The organism is Mesotoga sp. UBA5847, from assembly GCF_002432735.1.
Taxonomy (GTDB): Bacteria; Thermotogota; Thermotogae; order Petrotogales; family Kosmotogaceae; genus Mesotoga.
Genome location: NZ_DJGL01000080.1, coordinates 46,257 through 70,297, shown reverse-complemented (window position 1 = coordinate 70,297; position 24,041 = coordinate 46,257). Strand labels below are relative to the sequence as shown.

The 24,041-nt window shown below is 44.6% G+C and carries 22 protein-coding genes and 2 tRNA genes; 20 read left to right on the top strand and 4 right to left on the bottom strand.

All coding sequences use genetic code 11. The annotated features are described in order from the left end of the window. Positions 1-20: 20 nt before the first annotated feature. Positions 21-788: a hypothetical protein gene (locus tag B3K91_RS10150; RefSeq protein ID WP_292588830.1), complete on the top strand. Its 768-nt coding sequence runs from the start codon at positions 21-23 to the stop codon at positions 786-788. On the opposite strand, the gene B3K91_RS10145 is transcribed toward B3K91_RS10150, so the two are convergent. After that, a complete protein-coding gene (locus B3K91_RS10145; protein ID WP_292591795.1) occupies positions 775-1,575 on the bottom strand; it encodes a PhzF family phenazine biosynthesis protein in 801 nt (266 codons plus the stop codon). The genes B3K91_RS10150 and B3K91_RS10145 overlap by 14 nt on opposite strands. A gap of 168 nt (positions 1,576-1,743) precedes the next feature. On the opposite strand from B3K91_RS10145, the gene B3K91_RS10140 reads away from it, so the two are divergent. The 11 genes from B3K91_RS10140 (at position 1,744) to B3K91_RS10090 (ending at position 13,906) form a co-directional block, all read left to right on the top strand. Beyond that, a complete protein-coding gene (locus tag B3K91_RS10140) occupies positions 1,744-2,190 on the top strand; it encodes a FeoA family protein (protein WP_214060059.1) in 447 nt (148 codons plus the stop codon). Positions 2,191-2,198: 8 nt separating this feature from the next. Then, complete coding sequence (gene feoB, locus B3K91_RS10135; RefSeq protein WP_214078604.1) at positions 2,199-4,148, top strand: ferrous iron transport protein B; 1,950 nt, start codon at positions 2,199-2,201, stop codon at positions 4,146-4,148. Continuing rightward, the gene (locus B3K91_RS10130; protein ID WP_214078603.1) at positions 4,145-4,540 is read left to right on the top strand and encodes a hypothetical protein; all 396 of its coding nucleotides are present in this window, start codon (positions 4,145-4,147) and stop codon (positions 4,538-4,540) included. Before feoB ends, B3K91_RS10130 begins: the two co-directional genes overlap by 4 nt. A 77-nt stretch (positions 4,541-4,617) precedes the next feature. Further along, positions 4,618-5,223 (top strand): response regulator, encoded by a 606-nt coding sequence (locus B3K91_RS10125; RefSeq protein WP_099829153.1) that lies wholly within the window; start codon positions 4,618-4,620, stop codon positions 5,221-5,223. 3 nt (positions 5,224-5,226) lie between these two features. Next, positions 5,227-5,679, top strand: coding sequence for a potassium channel family protein (locus tag B3K91_RS10120; RefSeq protein WP_214078602.1), 453 nt, complete (start codon positions 5,227-5,229; stop codon positions 5,677-5,679). Next, a complete protein-coding gene (locus tag B3K91_RS10115) occupies positions 5,676-6,335 on the top strand; it encodes a potassium channel family protein (protein WP_214061300.1) in 660 nt (219 codons plus the stop codon). Before B3K91_RS10120 ends, B3K91_RS10115 begins: the two co-directional genes overlap by 4 nt. After that, entirely contained in the window at positions 6,336-7,820 is a 1,485-nt protein-coding gene (locus tag B3K91_RS10110; protein WP_214061299.1) for a TrkH family potassium uptake protein, read from the top strand. It begins immediately after the preceding gene. Further along, positions 7,813-9,087 (top strand): histidine--tRNA ligase, encoded by a 1,275-nt coding sequence (gene hisS, locus B3K91_RS10105; RefSeq protein WP_292591799.1) that lies wholly within the window; start codon positions 7,813-7,815, stop codon positions 9,085-9,087. Before B3K91_RS10110 ends, hisS begins: the two co-directional genes overlap by 8 nt. Before the next feature lie 134 nt (positions 9,088-9,221). Then, positions 9,222-9,956 (top strand): DUF4912 domain-containing protein, encoded by a 735-nt coding sequence (locus B3K91_RS10100; RefSeq protein WP_214078600.1) that lies wholly within the window; start codon positions 9,222-9,224, stop codon positions 9,954-9,956. 4 nt (positions 9,957-9,960) lie between these two features. Next, on the top strand, positions 9,961-11,565 hold the full coding sequence (locus B3K91_RS10095; RefSeq protein WP_214078599.1) for a glycoside hydrolase family 57 protein: 1,605 nt from the start codon (positions 9,961-9,963) through the stop codon (positions 11,563-11,565). 139 nt (positions 11,566-11,704) lie between these two features. Next, positions 11,705-13,906 carry a peptidylprolyl isomerase gene (locus B3K91_RS10090; protein ID WP_214078598.1) on the top strand — a complete coding sequence of 734 codons (2,202 nt, stop codon included), beginning with the start codon at positions 11,705-11,707 and terminating at the stop codon, positions 13,904-13,906. 33 nt (positions 13,907-13,939) lie between these two features. Here the strand turns inward: B3K91_RS10090 and B3K91_RS10085 are convergent. Further along, positions 13,940-14,015: transfer RNA gene (locus B3K91_RS10085), tRNA-Gln, on the bottom strand. Between the two features lie 56 nt (positions 14,016-14,071). On the opposite strand from B3K91_RS10085, the gene B3K91_RS10080 reads away from it, so the two are divergent. The 8 genes from B3K91_RS10080 to B3K91_RS10045 all read left to right on the top strand — a co-directional run bounded on the left by B3K91_RS10080 (position 14,072) and on the right by B3K91_RS10045 (position 22,458). Then, complete coding sequence (locus B3K91_RS10080) at positions 14,072-15,736, top strand: nucleoside kinase (protein ID WP_214078597.1); 1,665 nt, start codon at positions 14,072-14,074, stop codon at positions 15,734-15,736. Between the two features lie 11 nt (positions 15,737-15,747). Beyond that, the gene (locus tag B3K91_RS10075) at positions 15,748-16,023 is read left to right on the top strand and encodes a metal-sensitive transcriptional regulator (protein WP_099829161.1); all 276 of its coding nucleotides are present in this window, start codon (positions 15,748-15,750) and stop codon (positions 16,021-16,023) included. Then, positions 16,024-16,803 carry a tRNA (adenine-N1)-methyltransferase gene (locus B3K91_RS10070; protein ID WP_214078596.1) on the top strand — a complete coding sequence of 260 codons (780 nt, stop codon included), beginning with the start codon at positions 16,024-16,026 and terminating at the stop codon, positions 16,801-16,803. Continuing rightward, positions 16,796-18,034 (top strand): S41 family peptidase, encoded by a 1,239-nt coding sequence (locus B3K91_RS10065; RefSeq protein ID WP_214078595.1) that lies wholly within the window; start codon positions 16,796-16,798, stop codon positions 18,032-18,034. The genes B3K91_RS10070 and B3K91_RS10065 overlap by 8 nt, the downstream gene beginning before the upstream one ends. Continuing rightward, a complete protein-coding gene (locus B3K91_RS10060; RefSeq protein WP_214078594.1) occupies positions 18,031-18,705 on the top strand; it encodes a hypothetical protein in 675 nt (224 codons plus the stop codon). The genes B3K91_RS10065 and B3K91_RS10060 overlap by 4 nt, the downstream gene beginning before the upstream one ends. Before the next feature lie 100 nt (positions 18,706-18,805). Next, positions 18,806-21,220 carry an efflux RND transporter permease subunit gene (locus B3K91_RS10055; protein WP_292591808.1) on the top strand — a complete coding sequence of 805 codons (2,415 nt, stop codon included), beginning with the start codon at positions 18,806-18,808 and terminating at the stop codon, positions 21,218-21,220. Between the two features lie 3 nt (positions 21,221-21,223). After that, positions 21,224-21,841 carry a hypothetical protein gene (locus B3K91_RS10050; RefSeq protein ID WP_214060502.1) on the top strand — a complete coding sequence of 206 codons (618 nt, stop codon included), beginning with the start codon at positions 21,224-21,226 and terminating at the stop codon, positions 21,839-21,841. Beyond that, positions 21,838-22,458 (top strand): metallophosphoesterase family protein, encoded by a 621-nt coding sequence (locus B3K91_RS10045; protein ID WP_214060503.1) that lies wholly within the window; start codon positions 21,838-21,840, stop codon positions 22,456-22,458. Before B3K91_RS10050 ends, B3K91_RS10045 begins: the two co-directional genes overlap by 4 nt. 65 nt (positions 22,459-22,523) lie before the next feature. Here B3K91_RS10045 and B3K91_RS10040 read toward each other — a convergent pair whose 3' ends face one another. Continuing rightward, positions 22,524-23,777, bottom strand: coding sequence for a Glu/Leu/Phe/Val family dehydrogenase (locus B3K91_RS10040; RefSeq protein ID WP_214060504.1), 1,254 nt, complete (start codon positions 23,775-23,777; stop codon positions 22,524-22,526). 181 nt (positions 23,778-23,958) lie between these two features. Further along, positions 23,959-24,033 (bottom strand) — tRNA-Arg (locus B3K91_RS10035). Between the last annotated feature and the right edge of the window lie 8 nt (positions 24,034-24,041).

Here is a 24,041-nt window from a genome sequence, read left to right as displayed (position 1 = left end):
TCTGGACTGGAGGTAGTGGCTTGAAAGCATCTAGAAGCACAATAATGATCTTCCTCTCGATATGGGTCTTCTCATACATCCTTGCGGTTATCCTGACGGAAATCATTTCCTCGAACAGCAATGGATATCTGCTCCCTGCGATTTCGAGGAGCCTTCTGTGGCCAATTCTAATCATTGCACACTTTCTTTTCGTAAGAAAGTTCGAAGAAACTGCTTTTGACGGCTTCTGGCTTGTCTCTCTCTATGCCATGCTTGCCGGTTGGATTCTCTTCGCTGCAGTAAATGTGGGTAGCGCATTGCTGATTCTATCAATTCCGATCGTCTTCCTGTCCTTACAGCTCTTCAGGCTGAGCAAGATGAACTACGGCAACTTGTTGAAGCATATCAGATCAAGCTTTCTTGGAAGTCTCACTTTCTCATTAAGTCTTGTAATTCTTGTCTGTAGCCTTTCTTTCTTCTTTTCTTCAGAAGCTGCCTCTGTCTTACTTTTGTTCGCTCTGCTTATCCCATCGGTACTCCTCACCCATTTCAAGGCAGACGTCTTGTCGGGAACCGTCTTCGCATGGTTCTCTTTTGCAGTTGGAATGGCGAACAGCGGAGCCTCTGGTCACATAGCGGTTGCCGGCTTCTCTCTTGGACCAATGTTCATGCTTTTATCTATCTTCTCTTCTTTACTGGCAAGTGAAGATCCATCTAAAAAGGTTTTTGCAACGGTGAATCCAAGTAAGCCAGTAGATGAAGATGATCTCAGAATTCGGCTGGACGCTGACAGGACTAGATCGAAATAGTACCCCTTATTAACGTGACTGCTTCTCCCAGGATTAAAATTCTGTTTTCCTCCAATAATCTGAGCTCGATTTCTCCCATTCTAGAAGAGAGTTGACGGGCCTTGAGAACTCTCTTTCCAAGTTGATTGGACCAGAAAGGACCTAGAACTGTGTGAGCAGATCCGGTTACCGGATCTTCGTTTATGCCTACCCATGGAGCGAAATATCTAGAGTAGAAATCATATCTTTGGTCGCCGGGAGATGTAACGATCAAACCCTTGACTTCAATACCAAAGTCCATCTTCTCAAGAAGATTGAAGTCCGGCAAAATCGCTTCGAGCTCAGAGATTGATGGTATGAAGTAGAGAAGTTTTTCCGTTGCGGGTGAATAGTAGCCTTTCCCTTTCACTCCGATGATACTCTCCAAAGCATCATCGATTGGTACCCTAACTGGATTATCTGAAGGGAAATTCATCTCTATCTTTCCATCGACATACCGAACCTTCAGTCTGCCGCTTAGAGTCTCATAGAAGATTTCTCCTTCTATTCCCAGCTCGGTGAATTGTACCCAGGCAGTAGCAAGAGTGGCGTGCCCGCACATCTTCACTTCAGTCTTAGGAGTGAACCACCTCAACCCAAAAGTATTACTCTTCGTCAAAGGATTCACAAAAGCAGTCTCGGAAAGATTCATCTCAGCCGCAATGTTAAGATACTGCCTCTCTTCAATTTCCTTTTCAAGTATACAGACCCCTGCAGGATTTCCGCCAAAAGGCACTCCCGTAAATGAATCTACCTGAAAGATCTTCAACAATCTCCCTCCTTCTGCCACAATTATACGTAGTTGATTCACTCCTGTAAAATCCACTTAGGTCATTGGAAACGATCCACCTAGATTCTTTTCAGATCGTTCACATGCAGCGGCAGCCGTTTAATGATACAATCTTATTGAGACAAATTCTCAATAATGGTGATGTCAATGGTTGTTCCACTGTCAAGAATGTGCGAAGGTGAAAAGGGCAAAATCAGAAAATTAGAGCTTCCCCCGATAACGAGGGAGCGGTTATGTGGTCTCGGTTTTGTTAGCGGCGAGGAGATACAGCTGATCAAAGTCGCTCCTTTTGGTGATCCAAAAGTCTACAGAATAAAGGGCACAGATATTACTCTTAGAGATGAAATATCTATGTGGATACTTGTAGAGACATCTTCAATTTCTCTTTCATACGCTTCCAAAGGAGATTACTTGGTTAGTCTCATAAACGGTGGGATGGGATTTAGAGAAAGGCTGCGATTGCTGGGGATCGAAGAAGGCAAAGGACTTACAGTAATCGGTAATCTTGGAAGGCGGATTGAAATCAGCGTTAAAGGCAATTATTCAACGCTTTCGAGAGGTCAGGCGATGCGAATCATAGTCAGGGAGAGATAAACTTATCCGTGAAAAATCAGCCAGATAGAATCGATTCAAAGGAAATTACCGTAGCGCTTCTAGGAAACCCAAACGTTGGAAAGACAAGCATATTTAACAGTCTAACCGGCTCGAGACAGGTTGTTGCGAACTGGCCCGGTGTTACTGTTGAAAAGAGAGCCGGAGTGATGAGGCATCACAATCACACCATAGATGTTGTTGATCTGCCAGGCACTTACACTCTGGGTGCCACCAGTCTTGATGAAAAAATAGCTAGGGATTTCCTTGTGAATGAGAAGCCTGGTGTCGCAATAGTCATAGGTGATGCCGTCAACCTAGAAAGAAGTCTCTATCTTCTTCTTCAAGTTCTTGAGCTTCGCGGAGATGTAGTTCTTGTAGTAAACGCAGTCGACGAAGCGAGGAAAGCAGGCTTTGAGATCGACAAGAACGAGCTTTCGAAGCAGCTTGGCATTCCGGTTGTCGTTACCTCGGCGGTCACAGGCGAAGGTATCGAAGAGCTGAAGAATACTCTTGTGAAGAGCACCAAGAGCAGCAGCCATGTCCACTATCTTTTCTCCGATGAAGTGGAAGCTCACCTTAGGGATCTATCAGAGAGAATAAGGGGAAACCCTTCTCTGGCCGGGTTTGACGAACGTTGGCTTTCGATAAAGCTTCTGGAAAAGGACTATGAAGTTCAAAAAATAACGGGAATAACTCTGGACTACGACTTCTCTGTGGAAATCGCTGAAACTCGCTATAAATATATAAAAAGGATCCTTTCCACATCAGTTAAGGGTAAAGAAAAGATAGGGTGGAATTTTTCCGAAGCAATAGATCACGTTATGACCCATAGATTTCTTGGGATTTTGATATTCCTTGCGGTTATGTACATCGTCTTCCAGCTGACCTTCACTATCTCAGGACCCTTATCTATCATGATTGAAGAACTGCTCGGAGGCCTTGGCCGCGCATTTGGCGGCTTCATCGGCGTAGATTGGCTTCGTTCTCTCGTTGTTGAGGGAATAATAGGAGGCGTTGGAGCCGTTTTGGTTTTCGTGCCTAACATTTTCATACTTTTCCTAGCGCTTGGAATTCTTGAAGAAACCGGCTACTTGCCTAGAGCTGCCTTTGTCATTGATAGACTAATGTATTCAATGAAACTCAGCGGGCGCTCCTTCATGTCTATGCTCCTTGGATTTGGATGCAATGTTTCATCTATTATGTCGACAAGATCGATCTCTGAACCAAAAGAGCGAATAGTAACCATTCTTGTCTCACCTTTTATCTCTTGTAGCGCGAAGCTTCCAGTCTATGTTTTGATTGCAGGCACCTTCTTCGGCGCAAGAGCCGGTGTAGTGATTTTCTTTTTGTACGTTTTAAGTATTGTTATAACGGTCCTTTCCGCACTGCTGATCAACAAGCTCTTCTTCAAGGGCGAGCCCTCCACGTTGATAATGGAGCTTCCACGTTATAGAAAACCGAGGCTAAGTTCATTAATTCTCTATACCTGGAACAAGGGGCGTCACTTTCTCGAAAAGGCTGGTACGATAATACTTGGCGCCTCTGTTGTAATATGGTTTCTCAGTTACTTTCCCACAGAAGGGACAGGGAGTTTCGCAGCCATGATTGGGAAATCACTTGAACCGCTCTTCATACCCCTGGGTTACACGTGGGAAATGATAACCAGTTTGGTTTTCGGAATAGCCGCGAAAGAAGTCATCGTTTCATCGCTCACAACGTTCTTTGGAAATCTTAGCGTCTCAGGAAGCTCTCTTGGTGCTATAAGAACGTTGATTACCCCTGAAATAGCTTTGAGTTTTCTAGTTTTTGTACTTCTGTATGTTCCGTGCATGCCAACACTTGCTGTGATAAAGAATGAAACCGGAAGCTACAAGTATGTATTCTTCTCCGTCTTCTACAGTCTTACAGTTGCCTATACTGTTGCACTAATCGTAAGAGTAGTTGGGGGATTCCTATGAGAGGCAGGTCGATAACATTCTGGCTTATGTTCGGTGGAGTACTCTTTGCAGCTCTCGCGATAAACTCATTTTTCGGATTGCTTCTGACTGATCGCGATCGGTTTCTTGCCATCATCATTGGAATAAACTCCGCTATCTACTTTTTCGGAATCGCTGAGAAGAAAAGCAATGTAAGAAAACGGTATTCGCATCTGTTGGTTGGAAGCTTCTTCTCCTATGTGCTCTCAATATACCAGGTTCTTGTGGTGTTTAGTGTCTGGCTCGAGGGATTACTGATCTCAAGTTGCCTATTGACTATTGAGGTATTGAACCTCCCTCTCATTGTATCCGGCTTTGCCATATCCTTTCTTTTTGACTTCGCAAAGAAACAAATCGAGACAAACAGTTTCTAAGAATTCCATTTGTGGAAACTCTCAAACACTATTTGAGCTTAATGTGGTAATATGATTTGTGTTGTGGAGGTGATTGCATGGCACTCGTTTACGTGGTCGATGACGAGCTGAATGTCAGGCGAATTGTCAAGAAGACCATGGAGAACGAAGACAATGAAGTCCATACTTTCGTGACTGCCGAGGAAGCCCTGGAAGAGATTGAGAAACGAAAGCCAGACCTCCTATTCACAGATCTTAGCTTGCCTTCTATGGATGGAATTCAATTCCTCCAGGAACTTAAGAATAGAGCATATTCAATTCCCGTAATAGTAGTCTCGTCAGACATATCTCCCGAATCAATGAGAAAAGCATTTAAAGCGGGAATAGTGGATTTTCTTACCAAACCGTTCACACCTCAGGAAATCAGAGATGCCTTTGAACTTGCCTTGAGAGAAGAAGACAGTATCTATAAGCGCGCGAGGGAAATCAGAAGATTGATCGAAGATGGCCAAACCGCCAAGGCCGAATCACTGATGAGTGCCCTATTCTCCGACTTCCCTGGGTCACCATTCCCTCACTTTCTTTATGCACTGCTGGTGGCCAAAGATAATCCAAAACTTGCTGCAAAACATCTTAAAGCCTCACTTTCTCTTGATGAGGCTTTCAAAGAAGCTTCTGAAGAACTGAAGAAGCTGGAGGAGTAAGAGATGCCTTTCATGAAGGGTGCAATCAAGAAGGATGAGTATTACATCGTTATCTTCGGTTGCGGGAGACTTGGATCGAGAATGGCTAACTGGCTCTCTTCAATGGGTTGCAGTGTGGTTGTCGTCGATAGAAACGAATCTTCTTTCAATGCGCTCTCGTACGAATTCACAGGTTTCAACATAATGGGCGACGCAACAGAACTCGATGTATTGAAGGAAGCCAAACTTGACAAGGCCGACGTTGCCCTCGTTCTCACTACGGATGATAATACTAACTTGATGATCTCAATGTCTGCCAAAGAGTACTTCGAAGTTCCAAGAGTCGTGGCAAGAGCTTATGATCCGAATAACATCCAGATGTTCTCCGATTTTGGGATAGAAGTTATTTGTCCAACACTGTCAGCGGTTGAAAGCATCAAGAACGCGTTGTACTTCATCGGCGGTGACGACAAATGAAGATCGTGCTTATCGGGGGCGAGAAGATCGCTTATCACCTGGCAAGGAGATTTCTGAGTAAGGGTCATAACGTGATGATGGTTAATAAGAACGATCGGTTTTGTGACGAAATGGCCAAGAAACTTCGTGCGGTGGTCGTAAGAGGCGATGGCAGCAAAAGATACATTCTTGAGGAACTAGAGCTTGATCGATCGGACCTCTTTGTTGCTTTGACTCCTAATGATCAGGACAATCTCGTTGCGTGCCTAACGGCCTCCAGAGTCTATGGTATCGAGCGCCCGGTAGCTATGGTGAATGATCCAGACAACAAAGCAGTCTTCGAAAAGATGGGAATTAAAAGTGTTGTAAGCCCAACGGAAATACTGGGCGTTGCTCTTGAAGATAGCCTCTTCAGAGAGAATATTACGAACCTCCTTCCTTCTTCGGAGAAAGTCTCGATTCTAAGGATAGAGATGACGGACAAGTCCCCAATAATCGGAGAAGCTATCAAGGATATCCCTCTTCCGGACGAAAGCGTCATAGGTGCGATTGTCAGGGATGACGAAGTGGTCATTCCAAGAGGTAGTACAATCATTGAAAGGGGCGATGTTCTTCTAGTTCTGAGCAGTCCAACCGTTCAATCTTCAGTCTTTGAAACCCTCCTGGGAGAGGTGTAGATGTTTCAAAACATTCTGAAGCAAAGATATAGGCTTGTTTTTGGATACTTGGGGAATCTCTTCATCTTCTTCCCGATACTATTGCTGATTCCCTTGTCATATTGCATTTGGAATCCCTCCACATTTGCCGAGAGTCTTTCGTTCATCGTAACTGCGTTTCTGAGTTTTGTCATGGGACTTGTTCTAAAAATGACAATGCGAGTTAAACCTGGCTCCGCAATCACAGTTCAAGAGGGCGCGATAGTAGTCCTCTTCTCCTGGATAATCGCAATTCTACTGTCTGCCCTTCCTTTTGTTATCGGGGGCTATCTAGACTTCACACAGGCAGTTTTTGAGTCGACAAGTGGTTGGACAACGACTGGTCTAACCCTTGTGGACGTTGAAAAAATCCCCGGAACGTTTCTGCTTTGGAGAAGCTTGATGCAGTACTTCGGTGGAGCTGGCATTGCAATCATAATGATGTCCGCGATTCTCGGACCTTCGGGGCTCGGTCTTTATAAGGCCGAAGGACGAATGGATAATCTCGTTCCGAATATAAAGAGCTCCACGCGAACTATAGCAGTGATTTACGGTTCATATGCACTGGCAGGAATCGCGATGTACGTGCTAGCTGGAATGAATGTCTTCGATGCTGTAAATCATTCTTTGACGGCTCTGGCAACTGGCGGATTTTCGACTAGAACCGGATCAATAGGGGAATTCAACAGCATCTTCATAGAAATAGTCACTATTGTGTTGATGATACTGGGTGCCACCGGATTCGGAATACATTACGCATTGTGGAAGAAGAATTTCAGAGCCTTCTGGAAAAACGGTGAACCGAAACTGATGTTCGTAATTCTTGCTGTTTTCACACCTCTTCTTATGACCGGTACTCTTACGGTGGTTTACTCATCGGGCGCAGAAAGATTTCGGCACGGCCTGTTTCAAACTGTTTCGGCTCTAACAGGTACCGGTTTCTCTACCGTGGACTTTGTCCCATGGAATCAGTTCGGTATCTATTTGATAGTTTTGTTGATGATTTTCGGTGGAGACCTTGATTCAACCTCGGGAGGCCTCAAGCAATACCGTTTGTTTGCTCTGATCATGATTCTCTGGCTCGAAATCAGACGCTATTTCCTTCCAAAGGATGCGCTTCTAAAACAGGAGATATGGAAAGGTGAAACGAAAAGGTATATCGACGATTCACTGGTCAAAGAGATTCTGTTGGTCTTTTCATTGTACTTCTTCACTTATGCAGTCGGAACAGGAATATTGATGTCATATGGAAACTCGATGGCTCTTTCTGCCTTTGAGTTTGCTTCGGCATTGAGCACTGTTGGCCTTTCGGTAGGTATAACGTCCCCCGGAGCACCGGCCGGACTCCTATGGACCGAGACAATAGGAATGTTTCTCGGAAGGCTTGAATTCGTTGTCGTAATATATGCTATAACTAAACTACTTAGAGATGGAAAGATCATATTCAGAAGACGGAGGAATGCTTAAAGTCATGATTACAAGAATAAAGGGAACTCAGGACATATCTTATGAAGACATTGGATACTGGCATTATGTTGAAGAGGCCATAAGGAATATATCTCATAAGTACGCCTTCACTGAAATCAGAACGCCAATCTTTGAAGCGACTGAACTCTTTCAGAGGGGCGTGGGTGAATCTACCGACGTTGTCCAGAAGGAGATGTACACATTTGAAGACAAAGGCGGCAGGTCGATCACTTTGAGACCCGAAGGAACGGCAAGCGTGGCCAGAGCATTCATCGAAAACTCTTTTGTGAATCTCGGGTCGCCTATTAAGCTCTTCTACAACGGGCCGATGTTTCGCTACGAAAAGCCACAAGCCGGTAGACTAAGGCAGTTTCATCAGTTCGGCGCGGAAATACTTGGCTCAGAAAGTCCCTTGGCAGACTTCGAGATAATTGAGATGGCTTACAGCTTCCTCAAAGAATTGAGATTGAACAAAGCGAAGTTATTCATAAACTCTATCGGCTGTCCTAAGTGCAGAGAGGATTATAAGACGGCTCTCAAAAAATACTACAGTGACAAGCTTCCCGAAATGTGTTCTGACTGTCAGCGTAGGTACGAAACGAATGTCCTAAGACTTCTTGACTGTAAGGTTGATAGAGAACGGGTTGCAGGAGCCCCCAGTATTCTAGATTACCTCGACGTTGACTGTAGAAGTCACTTTGAAGAGCTTCAGTGGTACCTCGATAAAGCAGGTATTCAGTATGAGGTTGATCAATTCATGGTCCGCGGACTAGATTATTACAGTAGAACTGCCTTCGAAGTGAGGTCCTCTTCTTTAGGTAGCCAGGATCAGTTAGTCGGTGGGGGTAGATACGACGGTCTTATTGAGTACATTGGAGGAAAGAGCTGCCCCGCAGTTGGTTTTGCGATAGGTCTTGAGAGAATTATAATGCTTCTCAAATCGGAAAACTCGAAAGCCGGTATCCCAAGAGGCTCAGAAGTTGCAGTTCTTACCTTTGGAAGAGAAGAGAGTGTTAAAGGATTCGATTATGCCAGAAGGCTCCGGAAAGCTGGGGTCTCAACTTACGTTGACGTGATGGAAAGAAACATGCGAAACAAAATGAAACATGCTGCAAGAATCGGAGCGAAGATCTCTCTGATTATCGGAAAGGAAGAAATCGAAAGAGATATAGTGACCGTCAGGGTAATGAGTGACGGGTCGCAGTTTCAGGTAGATAGCGACTATATGGTTGACTACGTAGTCGATAAGCTAAGAGATATTACGTAAAACTGCCAATTTAAGTTGTCTGCGAAAGAAAATTGATAATAATCACCTTTAGTCAACTGTAATCACTTGAATTATCTTCCTGGAGTATGTTATCATCTACTCGAGGAGAAACTCATGCCCAGGAGGTTTTCAACATGATTAACGAAGAAATTCAATCTTTTCTAAGTTCCGACCCGACGATTCAGGATCTCCGACGTTTCGCGAAAATGATGGGGATTAACCTTAAGAGAACTATGGGAAAAAAGGATATCTCTCGTGCTCTGAAGAAGCATGCTCAGGAGAGCAAACATGTTTCGAGCGATGCAGCGACAAAGACTCCCTCAGAGATCCTTCGCCCTTCCAAGCCAGTAAATGCAGAGATCCCATCATCCTACTTTCATGATTTTGTTACTATCCATCCAGTGAATCCTTACTGGGTGTATGTGGAGTGGGATCTTTCTGAACGAACTGCTCGAGATCTTTCGACCTCTCAATTCAGGCTTCTTGTAAGAGTCAGTGATATTACTAACATCATCTACGATGGAAAGAATGCTCACAGATTTAAGGAGTCTGACATCTCTATCGATGCAGGCAACTGGTATTTCCAGGTTGATTTTCCCGATGCAGACTACATTGCCGAGATCGGTTACTACAGTGACGGTCATTTCAAGAGCGTTCTTAAATCTGGAATTACGCGGACACCGAGGAACTCGCCGAAGTTTACCGATAATGAAATCTGGGTAGATCTGAGAAAAGGCTCTAGGAAAGAGTTGAAAGTCTCTCACGAGAGTTCTAGACGTGCGAGAATCACGAAATCTTCGGGACCAACAGGCAATCCTTCTTCTGAAGAGTTCATCAAGACTATCTCGAAGAGCAGAAGCGGGAGATGATTTTATGAGCAGAGGGAGATTCGTATTAATGCTCCATGCGCATTTGCCGTTTATCAACCACCCTGACTTCCCGAGTTTCATGGAAGAGAGATGGCTATTCGAGGCCATTACAGAGACATATATACCGCTCTTACAGGCTTTCAGAAGGCTGAGGAGTGACGGAGTGAATTTTAAAGTGACGATGAGCATAACTCCGCCTCTGATGGAAATGCTTGCCAATAACGACCTGCAGAAGAAGTATCTCAATTATCTTGGATCATCGATTGAGCTTGCAGAAATAGAGATTTCGAGAACCTCTGCAGAACACCCGGCCGCCAACAGACTGGCTACGCATTATCTTCATGAACTGGAAGACATTAGGAAAGTCTATGAAGAATGCAACTGCAATCTGGTTGGAGAATTCTCAGGGTTCCAGGATAGCGGAGAATTGGAGATTGTAACATGTAACGCTACTCATGGTTTTCTACCTCTGATGACCAATTTCCCTGAGGCGATAAATGCTCAAATAAGCATCGGAGTTGACTCCTATAGGAGACATGTTGGGAAGGACCCTAGAGGAATCTGGCTGGCCGAGTGTGGTTATGTCCCAGGCTTCGATTCGTATTTGCGCGAACACGGACTTTCTTTCTTCTTTGTTGACTCTCACAGCCTTTGGTACGGAGATCCGGCACCGAGATACGGAGTATACAGACCGGTAGTTACACCAGAGAATGTTTTTGTGCTCGCAAGAGATCCCGAATCAAGTCAACAGGTATGGAGTGCCGAAGTTGGTTATCCCGGTGATTCAAGGTATAGAGAGTTTTATAGAGACGTGGGCTTCGACAGGGAAGAGGACTATATTAGGCCCTACATAGATCCGAGTGGAGAGCGGTGCAACACTGGAATAAAGTATTATAAGATAACTGGCAAAGATGTACCCCTCAACGAAAAGAGCTATTATGACTTGGACGATGCCCGAAGAGCTACTGTAGAACACGCAAAGGATTTCGCAAACAGAAAGAGAGAACAGGTTAGGAGGTTATCCAGTCAGTTTGACGGAGAAGAACCTGTAATCGTTGCTCCTTTCGATGCAGAGTTGTTCGGTCACTGGTGGTATGAAGGTCCTCTGTTCATTGAGGAGCTTTTCAGAGAACTTAGCGGAGATGACATTGTTGTTCCTTCAACTCCTCCAGAAGTTATCAACTCAATGGATCAGGCACAGGTAGTCACTCCCAATACCTCTACCTGGGGAGCCAACGGATACAACGAAGTTTGGCTGAATGGTAGAAACGACTGGATATATCGGCATCTGGATGAAGGCTCCAGGAGAATGATTGAACTCGCAAGGAAGTTTGAAAGAACAGACGACGCACTTAGAATCAGGGCGCTAAATCAGATGGCTAGAGAGCTTCTTCTTGCTCAGTCAAGCGACTGGGCATTCATCATAACAACTAACACGACAGTGGAATACGCTGTTAACAGAACCAAGACTCATATTGACAGGCTGCTGAGGCTCTATGGAGAAATCGAGAGTAATTCGATAGATGAAAGCAGACTGAAAACCCTGGAATGGATTGACTCCATATTTCCGCACATTGACTTCAGGGTCTACGCTAAGCAGGTCGGTTAGTTAAATCCATCATTTTTCTTGACGTTGCGCCGATTACAAGAGCAAACTTACTATGGTATAATTCGTGAAGCCGGGGGAGGCATGAACCTCCCCCTCTTGGTTGTAGAGTATTTGGTGCTTGGAGGGAGTTGAAAAGTAAATGCCAAAGAAGAAATCCAGAGGAAATCCTAATTTCATGAAATCTATTCAACGGCCTGTCGTTTGGGCAGTAGCTGTACTCTTTGGAGTTGGAATTATTTGGTGGTCCGTTGCCCAGTATATTGGAAGCGGCTCTCAGGGAAATCAACAGAACACAGGAGCTACGGTCAATTTCAGCGAAACCGTTGGAGGGCTCACAAAGGACGGCACACCTCTTTCTGATCCAAATTACTGGATTACCTATTCAGAGTACGAAACATCGGTACGCGACACACTAACGAACCTGAGAAGCCAGGGGTATACCCTAGATCCGTATTTTGAGATGGAAAACTATCCCAGCGAAATGGGAATTAGATACGACATATTCATGTCATTGATCGATCAGAAGACACTGCTTCTCTATGCAACAGAGAATGAAGTCCTTCCGACGACTGCACAGGTCGAGTCTGAGACAAAGAGGATAGTTGATCAGTATGTTGCAGATGAAGAAACCAGATCCGCAATAATCTACCAGTACGGTTCTGTCGATGCCTTCTCAGCGCTCATCAAAGACTATGTGGCAACGCAGTTGCTAACTGTGAATGTCACAAACAAGGCGATTCCAGACATGAATAGTCGCTTCCAGACTTTTGTTGAGGAGAATCTAGAAGGTTTGAAGTTCGATTATGAGAGGGTAGATGCAGACCATATCCTTGTTTCTGATGAAGCGAGCGCAGTCGAAATAAAGGCGATGATTGAGAATGGTGAGGTCTCATTTGCCGAAGCCGCTACTAGGTATTCGATAGACACAGGTACTGCAGCCAGTGGCGGTGCCCTTGGGGAGTTCAGAAGAGGAGAGATGGTTCCTGAATTCGAAGACGCTTCTTTTGACGCAACTCCCGGTGTTTTGGTCGGCCCTGTCGAGTCACAATTCGGATACCACCTTATACTTGTAAACAACAAGTCTACATTCGACAGCTTCGAGGAATTCGTTAACACCCCCTCTTATCAGACTGAAATGAATCAGTTTGAGAACGCTGAATTCGACAAATGGATCGCAGAATACAGAGTGGAGAATAATCTATCGCATGTGATAAACGATCCCGATCTTCAGATGTATTCCAAGTATGATGAAGCAAGAAGAGACAGACAGGAGGCCAAGAGATTTCTGGAAGAACTCGAAAGCGACTATTTTGACGAATCCGGAAATGTCCTCATAGGCGAATCGTACCTTCCGGTTGTCTTCTATACGCAGTTAGTTGAGGACGAGGTAACCAACCTCAGATATCAGGTGTTCGATTTGGAAGATCTAGAGGATCTCTTGTTGGCTCTTCCAGCAACCGCAACATCGATGTCGATTGAGGATATTAACGGTCAGCTTGAAACAATTCCGGCAACAAACACTGAATTGAGAAGTGTTCTTTCTGAAGCTAAAAGGGCCCGAGAATACATGACAGAATTCAGTGTTGAGAGTTTGGAAGAAGTTCAGGAGATGCTGGCAGATAAGCGGAAAGTTTATGACGAAACGAACTCCCGTTTCGAGAGCTCTATTAGATACCTCTATTCTGTAATGCCCAACTCAACAAAAGTCGTAAACTATATGTACCAGATAGACGGCAATAATCCAGAAGTCGCATACATGTACAACGAGAACTCCTACAACATGAACGTGAGGCCTCTGCTGGAGAACCCCGCCTTGCTGGACAGCTATCTTCAATACTATAGTCAGTACTTTGGAGCGCAGGCTAGATCTCTCTTGATTGACTCTCCTATTCAGAGCATAGAAGGAGATCTGAATCGAAAGGTAATTAACTCTACAGAAGCCGCGACGGATCTGAAGATTAGTGCGCTTTATCTGCTTGTTGACATCTATGAGAAGATGGCAAATCTGGAGCAAAACGAACCTCTAATGGAGATCTACCTTATGGCTGAAAAGCATTACCTGGAGAAGCTTCTGGAATTTAATCCGGAAGACGAGACTATCAGGAGTCTAATTGAGACTATCGAATTCTATATCTCAGAACTGAACGCTAGCCAAACGATCGATGCAACCGAGACAGCTGACTCAACGGAGTTCGAAACCTCTAGCGACATAGACTTTGACACCGAAGTTACTCCAGGCGAATTGAGTGTTCCATTTGAAATCGAGGCACCTTCACAAATAGGAGATGTCGATCTGGACGTAAGTCTTGATAGCGAAGGACCGAACGAGACAAACAACTAGTCATAAGAAAGGGTGGCGATAGCCACCCTTTTCTGGCTGGGGCGGCAGGATTCGAACCTACGGATGTCAGAGCCAAAATCTGATGCCTTACCAACTTGGCTACGCCCCACAGCAAATAGATTCTAACATCGACTATTTGTGGTGTCAACGATTTGGAGTGATTCTATGGCTAACCACGAGATTTTTGTAAAAGAACTGGGTAGGAAAGTTACAGTAACCAAAGCGACTACTTTCTATGAACTTTCCAAAATGTGTGTCAGCTTCCACAGAGCTCCCATTATGGCCGCGAAATCAGGCAATGCTTTGATAGAGCTTTGCAGAAAGGTAAACGGGGAACAGGAAGTAGAGTTCGTAGATCTGTCTTCTCTAGACGGGTTAAGAATCTACACAAGGGGAACTCTGTTCATTCTCTTCATAGCAATCAGAGAGCTCTTTGGAGCTGTGCAACTAAATGTCCATCACTCAAGAGGCTCTGGCCTTGTCTGTGATATTGAGTGTGTAGAGCCTACTTCGGATAATCTGAAGACAATTGAAGACAAGATGAGACAGCTTGTTGAAGAGAACCATGTCTTCGAAAAGGGAACGTTGGGCAAATTTGAGGCCATTAGGATGTTCAACGAAGATGGGCAGAGAGACAAGGCTCTTCTGTTCAAATACCGAAAGAAGTCAACCGTGAACATTTACAGATGTAAGGGATACCTAAATTACTTCTATGGATATATGCCCTTTTCGACAGGTGCGGTTAAGAACTTCGCGCTAATTCCGTATGGAGAATACTTCATTCTGAACCTTCCCAATACCGAAGAGCCAGACAGACTACCAGTATTTGTTGATCAGCCAAAGATCTCAACAGTCTTTCTGGAGCACGAGAAATGGGGGAAGATTCTTGGTGTTAAGACCGTGGGCGAGCTGAACGAAATAATAAGCAAAGGTCCAAAGGAGATAAGAGAGATAATCAATATTGCGGAATCTCTCCATGAAAAGAAGATCGCTGCGATTGCAGATCTCATAGCCGCACACAAAGAGCCTAGTCTTATCCTTATAGCCGGCCCTTCAAGCTCGGGCAAGACTACCTTTTCTCAGAGGCTGATGCTGCATCTAAAAGTACTGGGGATGAAACCTATACAGATATCTATTGACGACTACTTCGTCGATAGAGAGAAGACTCCGAGAGATGAAAACGGAAACTATGATTTCGAATCGATTTATGCTCTCAACATAGAGCTATTTAACGAACAGATTTCGCAGCTGCTTGACGGAAAAGAAGTCTTGCTTCCAAAGTTTGACTTCATTCTTGGAAAGAGCGGATTTCATGACAAACCTATCAGGATCTCTGAGGGTCAGCCTGTCATAATCGAGGGAATTCACGGCCTAAATGAGCTGCTCAGCAGTTCCGTACCTCACGAGAGAAAGTTCAAAATATACGTCAGCGCTCTGACGCAGATGAATCTCGATAACCTGAACAGAATACCTACTACTGATGTCAGATTATTGCGTAGAATCGTGCGTGACAATCGATTCAGAGGGCACTCGGCGCTTGATACAATAAGAATGTGGTCAAGCGTTAGGAGGGGAGAAGACAAGTATATCTTTCCCTTCCAGGAAGAGGCGGATGTGATGTTCAATTCTGCAATTGTATACGATTTGGCAGCATTGAAAGCATTCGCAGAACCTTTGCTAGTTCAGATAGACGATTCGGTACCAGAGTATCTTGAAGCTAAGAGGCTTCTGAGGTTCATAGATTACGTGCTCCCCATGACGAATCTGGAGGATATTCCGAGAACCTCCATTATAAAGGAGTTCATAGGCGGCAGTGTATTCGGTTCCTAAGAGGTGAAGGCATGCACGGAGTTGATGAAGAGACCAGGAAAGCGGTCTTGAATAGGTTGAAGAGGATCGAAGGCCAGATCAGAGGCTTGCAGAAAATGGTTGAAAACGACAGGGTTTGCGGAGACATTCTTACTCAGGTCTCTGCAGTGAACTCGGCTCTTTCAAGAGTATCGGAGATGATTGTCAAAGGCTACGCAAGAAAGTGCGTTGTCGAAGCCAGTGAATCTGGCCAGATCGAAGAACTCGATAGCCTGATTGAGAACATAATAAAACTCAGAGGAGTCTAGATGATTGAATACGGTGACAAAGTACTGATCCTGCTTGAAGATGAAGAAACAAAGTACTTCTCTGAAGTCGAGAAAGGGACAGTTCTCAAGACTCACTGTGGAAACCTAATGATTGATTCAATTGTGGGCAAGGAATTCGGAGAAAGGATCAGTCTTGGTCTGAGAGATGCGTATTTGATAAAACCGTCTATCATCGACGGAATCTTTTCGTTGAGAAGATCAACTCAGATCGTTTACCCGAAGGATATTGCGTTCATTCTCTTAAACCTGGACATAAAACCGGGTGACGTTGTCTACGAAGCCGGAACGGGTACTGGCGTAATGACTTCAGTCTTCTCTCGTCAAGTAGGTGAGTCTGGCAGAGTCGTCACCTACGAGAAGAGATCAGACTTCTTAGAGAAGGCCAAGAAAAATGTCGGGCACCTTGGATTTGCAGAAAGGGTGAACTTCGTAGCGGGAGATATTGTAGAATGCAAAGACAGTAAGATAGCCGATGCCTTCTTTCTTGATGTTCCCGAACCTTCTGCTTCTCTTGAAACTTCGATAATGATTCTTAAGGGAAGCGGACGGATTTGCGTTATCTGCCCTACAGCCAACCAGGTTCAAGAAACGATCGGGATTCTTAGGAATCTAGGAGTTATCGATGTTCAGGTATGGGAGATAATGGCAAGAAGCTATAAGACCAATCCCGAAAGGTTTAGGCCGGAAGACAGAATGGTCGGCCATACTACATACCTGGTGTTCGGTATAAAAGTAGAAGGGAGGAAGTTGCATGACTAAGAAGAAAGCCTTTAGGATAACGGCGTCGATCGCGGTTCTTATTGCGGTCTTCTTCCTGGGGGCATTTACAACTATGACGGACGATGAGATGTTCGAGAAGTTCAGTCCTGTGTTTCAGATACTTACATATATAGATCGAAACTACTACGACATTGAAAAGGTAGATTATGACGTGATTCTAGATGAGACTCTGACAGGTACGATGCGTGGACTCGATGATCCATTTGCATGGTATTTTGATCCCGTTCAAACCAGGGAGAATGAGCTTGACACAAGCTCCAAGTATGGTGGTATTGGTTCTACTGTTCAGTACAACATTCAATTTGATTGTCTTGAAGTGGTGGCACCTATGGCCGGGAGCCCGTCAGAAAGAGTGGGCCTAAGACCCGGCGACTTGATTCTTACAATAGATGGAGTACCAATTTCCGATGTCGGCTATTACGGTGCCGTCAACATGCTCAGAGGAGACCCCGATACCCAAGTGGTTTTGGAGGTCTACAGAGAAACTCTCACTGAGCCTTTCTTCGTTGAAATTACCAGGGCATTCATTGAAATAAGGAGCGTAAAGAGTGAGTTGATAGATATTGAAGATATCGAAATCTCTTATATACACATTACGGGCTTCAACGCGCCAACCTACGATGAATTCCAGGATGCGCTAAACCTTAGCAGAAACAGCGAGGCCTACATAATCGATCTGCGAAACAACCCAGGCGGACTTCTGCAAAGTGTTCTGAACATCTCATCTCTCATTCTGCCCAAAGGCCAGAGAGTAATAACGATTAGGTACAGAGACGGTCAGGAAGAAATATACAACTCATGGGGATCCAGATACAATGCCTACTTCAAAGACAAACCAATCGTTGTGCTTGTTAATGAAGGAAGCGCATCGGCCTCAGAGATACTTACTGGAGCGTTGAAAGATCACGGACTGGCAACGGTTATCGGAACAAAGACCTTTGGGAAGGCTGCAGTTCAGACTGTTTTCAATCTTTCCAATGGAGGCGAAATATGGCTGCCAACTGCTCATTATTTCACTCCAGATGGTAATGATATTCATCTTCAGGGTATAGAACCAGATATCATCGTTGAACCGGGTGATGATGTCCTTGAAGAGAACGGAAGCGAACTAACACTATCCAAAGCCACTATAGACATCGAACATGATCTTCAACTCTTAAAAGCAATCGAGATAATCCTCGAAAGTCCAGGAGTGAAGACCGTAAATTGAGAATCGCAAGTTTGCCAATCGTAATTTCGCTAATTGCCTTGATTTTCGGGCTTTTGGTGATATTGTATGTTAATCTGGAAGCTCTTCAGAATATCGGGAGACGGAGTGCCGCTCCCGACTTCTTTCTTAGAAACAAGTTTCTGCCGGTGCTTGAAGGTTTCAAGAATCATCTCGAAGCAGTTGAGGAGTTCAGCTCTGTACTTAAACAGCTAGAGAAGGAAAACGTAGGACCCTGGATAATGTCTACTGAAAACGAGGTGAGAACGTTTGTCAGTCCATACTTTGAAACCTTCTCGAGATTGCAGACACTTTTTGTCATTGAAAGCGGAAAACAAGGTTCAAGAGAAAGAGAGACAATCGACTTTTTCGGTTCAGCTGTAACCAGGCTGGAGTTCATCGACTACGGAGCTTTCCGACTAAGTTATATCCCCGGCTACACAATCGTTATGGAATCAGACTTCAATTCATTGCAGGAAGAAGGGTTCGAATTCGCCAAAGTCCATTATATGCACTCTCTCAGTCCTGGAAGGTTCGTTTCAGATGTTTTCTCCGGCAGTGGGCCCATTGTGGTTCTCAGAGAAGGCGCGACTATTAGCGAATCCTTCTTACAGACGGTCGAGAGATACTCGATACCATTTCTTCCGGTCAGATATTTTCTTATCAGGGACTGAACACTCAGCTTTGGTCGCTTAATATCGATCTCTGGCCATGCAAAAGTTGATATACTAGAGTTGCTTGTTCAATTTAGAAGAAATGACTGAGAGTGATTATTTGTTGCAGAGATTGAGTGAGTTCGTGGTAAGACACCGTGCAGCAGTAGTAGTGTTTTTCGTAATTCTTGGTGCATTTGGTGCATACCTTTCATTGAAACTGAATATTGATTCAGATCTGCTTAAGATTCTTCCACAGGACGATCCTGTCGTGAAGCAGTACAATCGCTTCATAAACGGAGACACTTCTGGCGATGTCACTTACATCGTTCTGCAAACACAAGACAAAACTGAAAAGGGAATAGAGAATCTTATTTCGGCTGCGAGAGGGATTTACGAAGGATCAAACGAATTCAGGAGTATCGAATCCTTTGTGAGGTTCGATCTAATGTCTGATCTCGGGCCTCTGGGCCTCCTAATGGTCGATCCAGGACAACTCTCCTCAATCAGAAATCGAGATCAGGATCTTTCAAGGACCGTCCAAAGACTCGTCAACTACGATTTCTCTGCTATTCGAAGCCTTGGACAGATGTTGCTCGGTTTTGAGGACCTCAAAGGACTAGTTGCAAACGAACCGGAAGGCGAAGACTTCATCAGCTTCATAAGACTTCCAGAATCAATTCCTGTTAACGACCCGATGGTTTTGGTTATGGGTATCAGGCTCGATGGGCCTTCTTCCGATGTATCATACGTGAAAAGAGTGATTCCAGCACTAAGAGAGTGGCTTGACGGTGTCTGCAGAGTTTACGGAGTAACTTATGGAATGGCAGGAGATCACTTCGGAACTTACGACTCGCACAGGCAAGTAAATGATGATTTCATGCTGACAACAGTGCTGTCGCTTGTAGGAATCTCTCTTCTCTTCTTCATTGCCTATTCAAGCTGGAAGGTTACCCTATGCGTTTTCTCTTCACTGGCTATTTCGATGTTCATCACTCTCGGCCTTGCTTACGTAATCTTCGGCTCTCTAAACATCATCACTACCTTCGTCACCGCCATAACGCTTGGACTGGGAATCGACTATGGAATACATATGATAACCAGACTTTCGGATGGGGCAAACAGAGAGAAGAACCCGGTAACTCTTTTGTACAGCTCCTATAAAGCTCTTATAAAACCTCTTTCGGCAAGTATGATAACGACAGCTCTTGTCTTCATGATCCTTGCAGTAATCAGCTCCCCGGCCATTCGAGAACTGGGGATTCTCTCTGCAATCGGTATTGTTGTCTTCTTTATCGTAATGACAGTCTATCTGCCCGCAATTTCGATCATGACCGTAATAAATCCTGGAAAGAAGGCAAACATTCACCTGCTCGACAGATTTTTCCTGAGAATCTCGAAGGTAATCTTGAAATTCGGCGTCGTTTTCGGAGGAGTTGTCTTCATGCTTATCCTGATGCTCAGCTATCTTGGTTTGAACAATATTAGAAGCTTTTCCTATACTCCACCCGGATTGATGTCAACCGACTCAGAACAGATCGCAGTTCCCAGCCTAATTGAAAGAACCTTCGGGGGAAGTATTATAAACACAGTGCCATTTATACTTCCAGATATAGATTCTCTAAGAAGGGCGCATGAGGAAATCGATCAGAACCCGAATTTCAAGAGCTCCTTCTCAATACTTTCTGTCATCGAAGGAGGAGAGGGAGATTACATTAATCAGATGCAGCAAGTTACCAGGGAAATCAATGCGCTGAGAGACTCTCCGTTAATTGAGGCCGTTTTCAAGAAAGCAAATTACTATGACTTCGTTGTAGAACTCCTTGACAGAGCGGAATCCATTGAAGGCTCGAATGATCTAATTGACCTTGCTACCGAGGTCATACCGGAAAGCCTGAGAGATCAGCTTCTCTACAAGGCTGCCAATGGTGAGACGTATTTCGTTATGAACTCAGAACCATTATCGATAATCTATAGAAACAACGTCATAAAGATTATTTACGACAGTCTCAGCCCTGAACTCAGAGCTTCTTTCGGAGGGTATCCCAAAGTTTTCCATTACCTGATGGACCTTGTGAGAATCATCTCCCTTCCAATATGTCTGGTTGCCTTCTTAGCAATCTTTGTCGTCGTTTCTATCGAAAGAAAGTCCATCATAGACGGACTCAAAACATTAGTTCTAATGGTCGGAATTTTGATGTCGATGTTTGGTTTAATGGAATTGATGGGAATTGAGACGACTTTTGTAACTGTAATCTCTGCCCCGCTGATAATTGGAATTGGTGTAGACTCACTTGTTTACGTTATACATAGTTCTAGGGAGAAGAAGAACACAGAGCTGGCCAGAACCTTCAAATCAATAACCATGTCTTCGGCAACGACAATGCTAACCTTCTTCTCATTCATTTTTGCAAGGGGAAAACTCCTGAGCACATTCGGTGTAAGCCTCGGATTTGGGGTTCTTGTCGCACTTGTTGTTGCAACCTTTCTAGTTCCTGTGCTACCATGGAACAGCAAAAAAAAGATCGGAGGTTGAGATATGCCATTACATCTTCTGGTGGCTTACTATGTAGTTGATCATGCATTTGTAAATAATCGAAAGCTTGCAAAGATGGATGATAAGAAGTTCTGGATGCATTTCATTTGGGTCGTTCTGATCTTTCTTGCCTTCACTTTCGACGTCTTTCTATCAAGCCCTCTTGGAATACTTTTACTGATACTTTCTATCGGCCTGACAGTCACTGTTGACATGGGCCGCAAGAGGTTGCCAAACCTCTTGATCGAAGTCATTGCGTTTTTCCTGCTGCTTTTTTTCACCTTACTTGGAAGAAGCTTCCTCATAGAATCATTTGTCACTGTTGAGTTTTCCTGGTATCTCATGGGAATGCTTCTGGTAACCGTGGGTGTCACGTACTTTCTTCGAGGGGCCATACTGCCGGAAGAGGCTACCGACTCAATCGGAATCGCTGAGAGAATGTCTATATTTATCTTCATTCTTGCAAATCACTGGACTTGGGTCATTATCTCGGTTGCTGCCGGGCTTGCTTTCCGGGCAGTCTTTTCAAGGGACTCCAAGAAAGAATGGATAATTAGCCCGCTTGCAGGAATTGTAATATCCTTTCTCTGGCAACTCTTTATGAGGAGATTTCTCGGTTGACCTATGCAATCGGTGACATACACGGTTGCCTTTCACCGCTCAAAAGACTTATAAAGGCGATCGATCTCAAAGCTGACGACACTCTTGTTTTCATTGGTGATTATGTGGACCGTGGACCGAACCCCAGGGGAGTCATCGATTTTCTGATATCACTTTCCGTAAACCATGACTGTCATTTCATTCGAGGTAACCACGAGCAGATGTTCCTTGATTATCTAAGAGGCGCCGAAGGATCTACGATCTGGGCTTATAACGGGATGGAAACAACAATCAGAAGTTATGGGAGTATTAGATCTGTTCCAGAATACCATATTGAGTTTCTCAACGAGACTGTTCTTCACTACGAAGAGAACAACTTCATTTTCGTTCATGCCGGGGTACGGCCGGGAATCTCCTTGAAGAAGCAGAATCCAAAGGATCTTCTGTGGATCCGAGAACCATTTCTGGAGACTCCAAACCCTATCAGGAACCGTACGGTTGTGTTTGGTCATACACCCTTAATTAGCGGCCCACTAATTCAAGAAGGAAAGATCGGTATAGACACTGGCTGTGTTTATGGAGGCTATTTGACAGCCTACAGAGTTGACGACAACTTCTACTTATCTGAGCTACTCTGATTCTCCCAACATATAAGAAGAGCGGAAGACAATTCTTCCGCTCCGTGAATCTGACAGCAGATGTATCAGGGATAGATTCCTCTGAGTTTTGTGGCGTGAGCAACCTTCTCTATAGAGTCAACATATGCGGCAGTTCTCATATCGATGTTGTACTTGTTCATTGTCGATGCTACGGAAGCGAAAGCCTCTCTCATTATCTTTTGGAGAGCTCTTCTTACGTCCTCCACATCCCAGAAATAATGCTGTAGTCCCTGTACCCATTCGAAATATGAGACTGTGACTCCTCCGGCATTTGCCAGGAAGTCGGGAACAACGAAGATCTTGTTTCCAAGAACTATGTCTTCCGCTTCCGGTGTCATAGGACCGTTTGCGCCCTCGACGATTATTCTTGCCTTTATGTTCTTTGCATTCTTCTCAGTAATCGCATTCTCAAGAGCTGCTGGAACGAGGATATCCACATCGAGTCCGAGCAGGTCTTCGTTACTGATCTTCTGTCCCTTCGGGTAGCCCTCGATCACTCCGTTGTTCTGATCCCTGTATGCGATCAGATCATCGATGTCGAAACCCTCAGGATTATAAAGTCCACCAGAAACATCACTCACACCGATGACTTTTGAACCCATCTCTTCATCTATTAGCTTCGCCGCAAACGATCCTACGTTTCCGAATCCCTGAACGGCCACCTTCGCCTGCTTCGGATCCATGTCTTTGTACTTTAGAGCTTCTTCGGCAACCACTCTTACTCCGCGACCCGTTGCTTCCGTTCTTCCCTTAGAACCACCTATTTCCAGAGGCTTGCCTGTAACGATTCCGAGAACTGAATGACCAACGTTCATGGAGTATGTGTCCATGTACCAGGCCATTATCTGAGCGTTAGTATTTACGTCTGGCGCAGGAATGTCTTCTCCTTCACCTATTATGATCTGAATCTCTGAGAAGAATCTCCTTGAAAGTCTTTCAATCTCGTTGATTGAAAGCTCTTGAGGGTTCACACAAACTCCGCCCTTTCCACCTCCGTACGGGATACCAACTACCGCGCATTTCCATGTCATCCAGAAAGCCAGTGCCTTCACTTCATCGAGAGTAACGTTCTGATGGTACCTGATTCCTCCCTTTGCCGGACCTCTGGCAACATTGTGCTGTACCCTGTGTCCAGTGAAGACCTTGATTTCCCCGTTATCCATTCTTACGGGGAAATTGACAGTTAGCTCTCTTTTCGGAAAGGACAAGACCTGCCTCATGCTCTGGCTAAGATCCATGACATCGGCAGCTTTATTGAATTGCTTAAGTGCATTTTGAAACAGACTTGTTTCGGCCACGAGAATACCTCCTCCATATTGGTGTTCTTCATTAGAATTCTATGACCATAATGAATACTTCTCAAATCGATGTACGGGCGAATGGCACCGTCTACAGCTAATTAACGTACTCTAAGTAGCCTTTTCTGTGCCAGTTTCCATTATGCTAATTACCAATAAAAAAGGCGAGGAAAACCCCGCCTGGTACCCCCAGAAGGAATCGAACCTTCATCTGCGGATTAGGAATCCGCTGTTCTATCCGTTGAACTATAGGGGCACATCGTG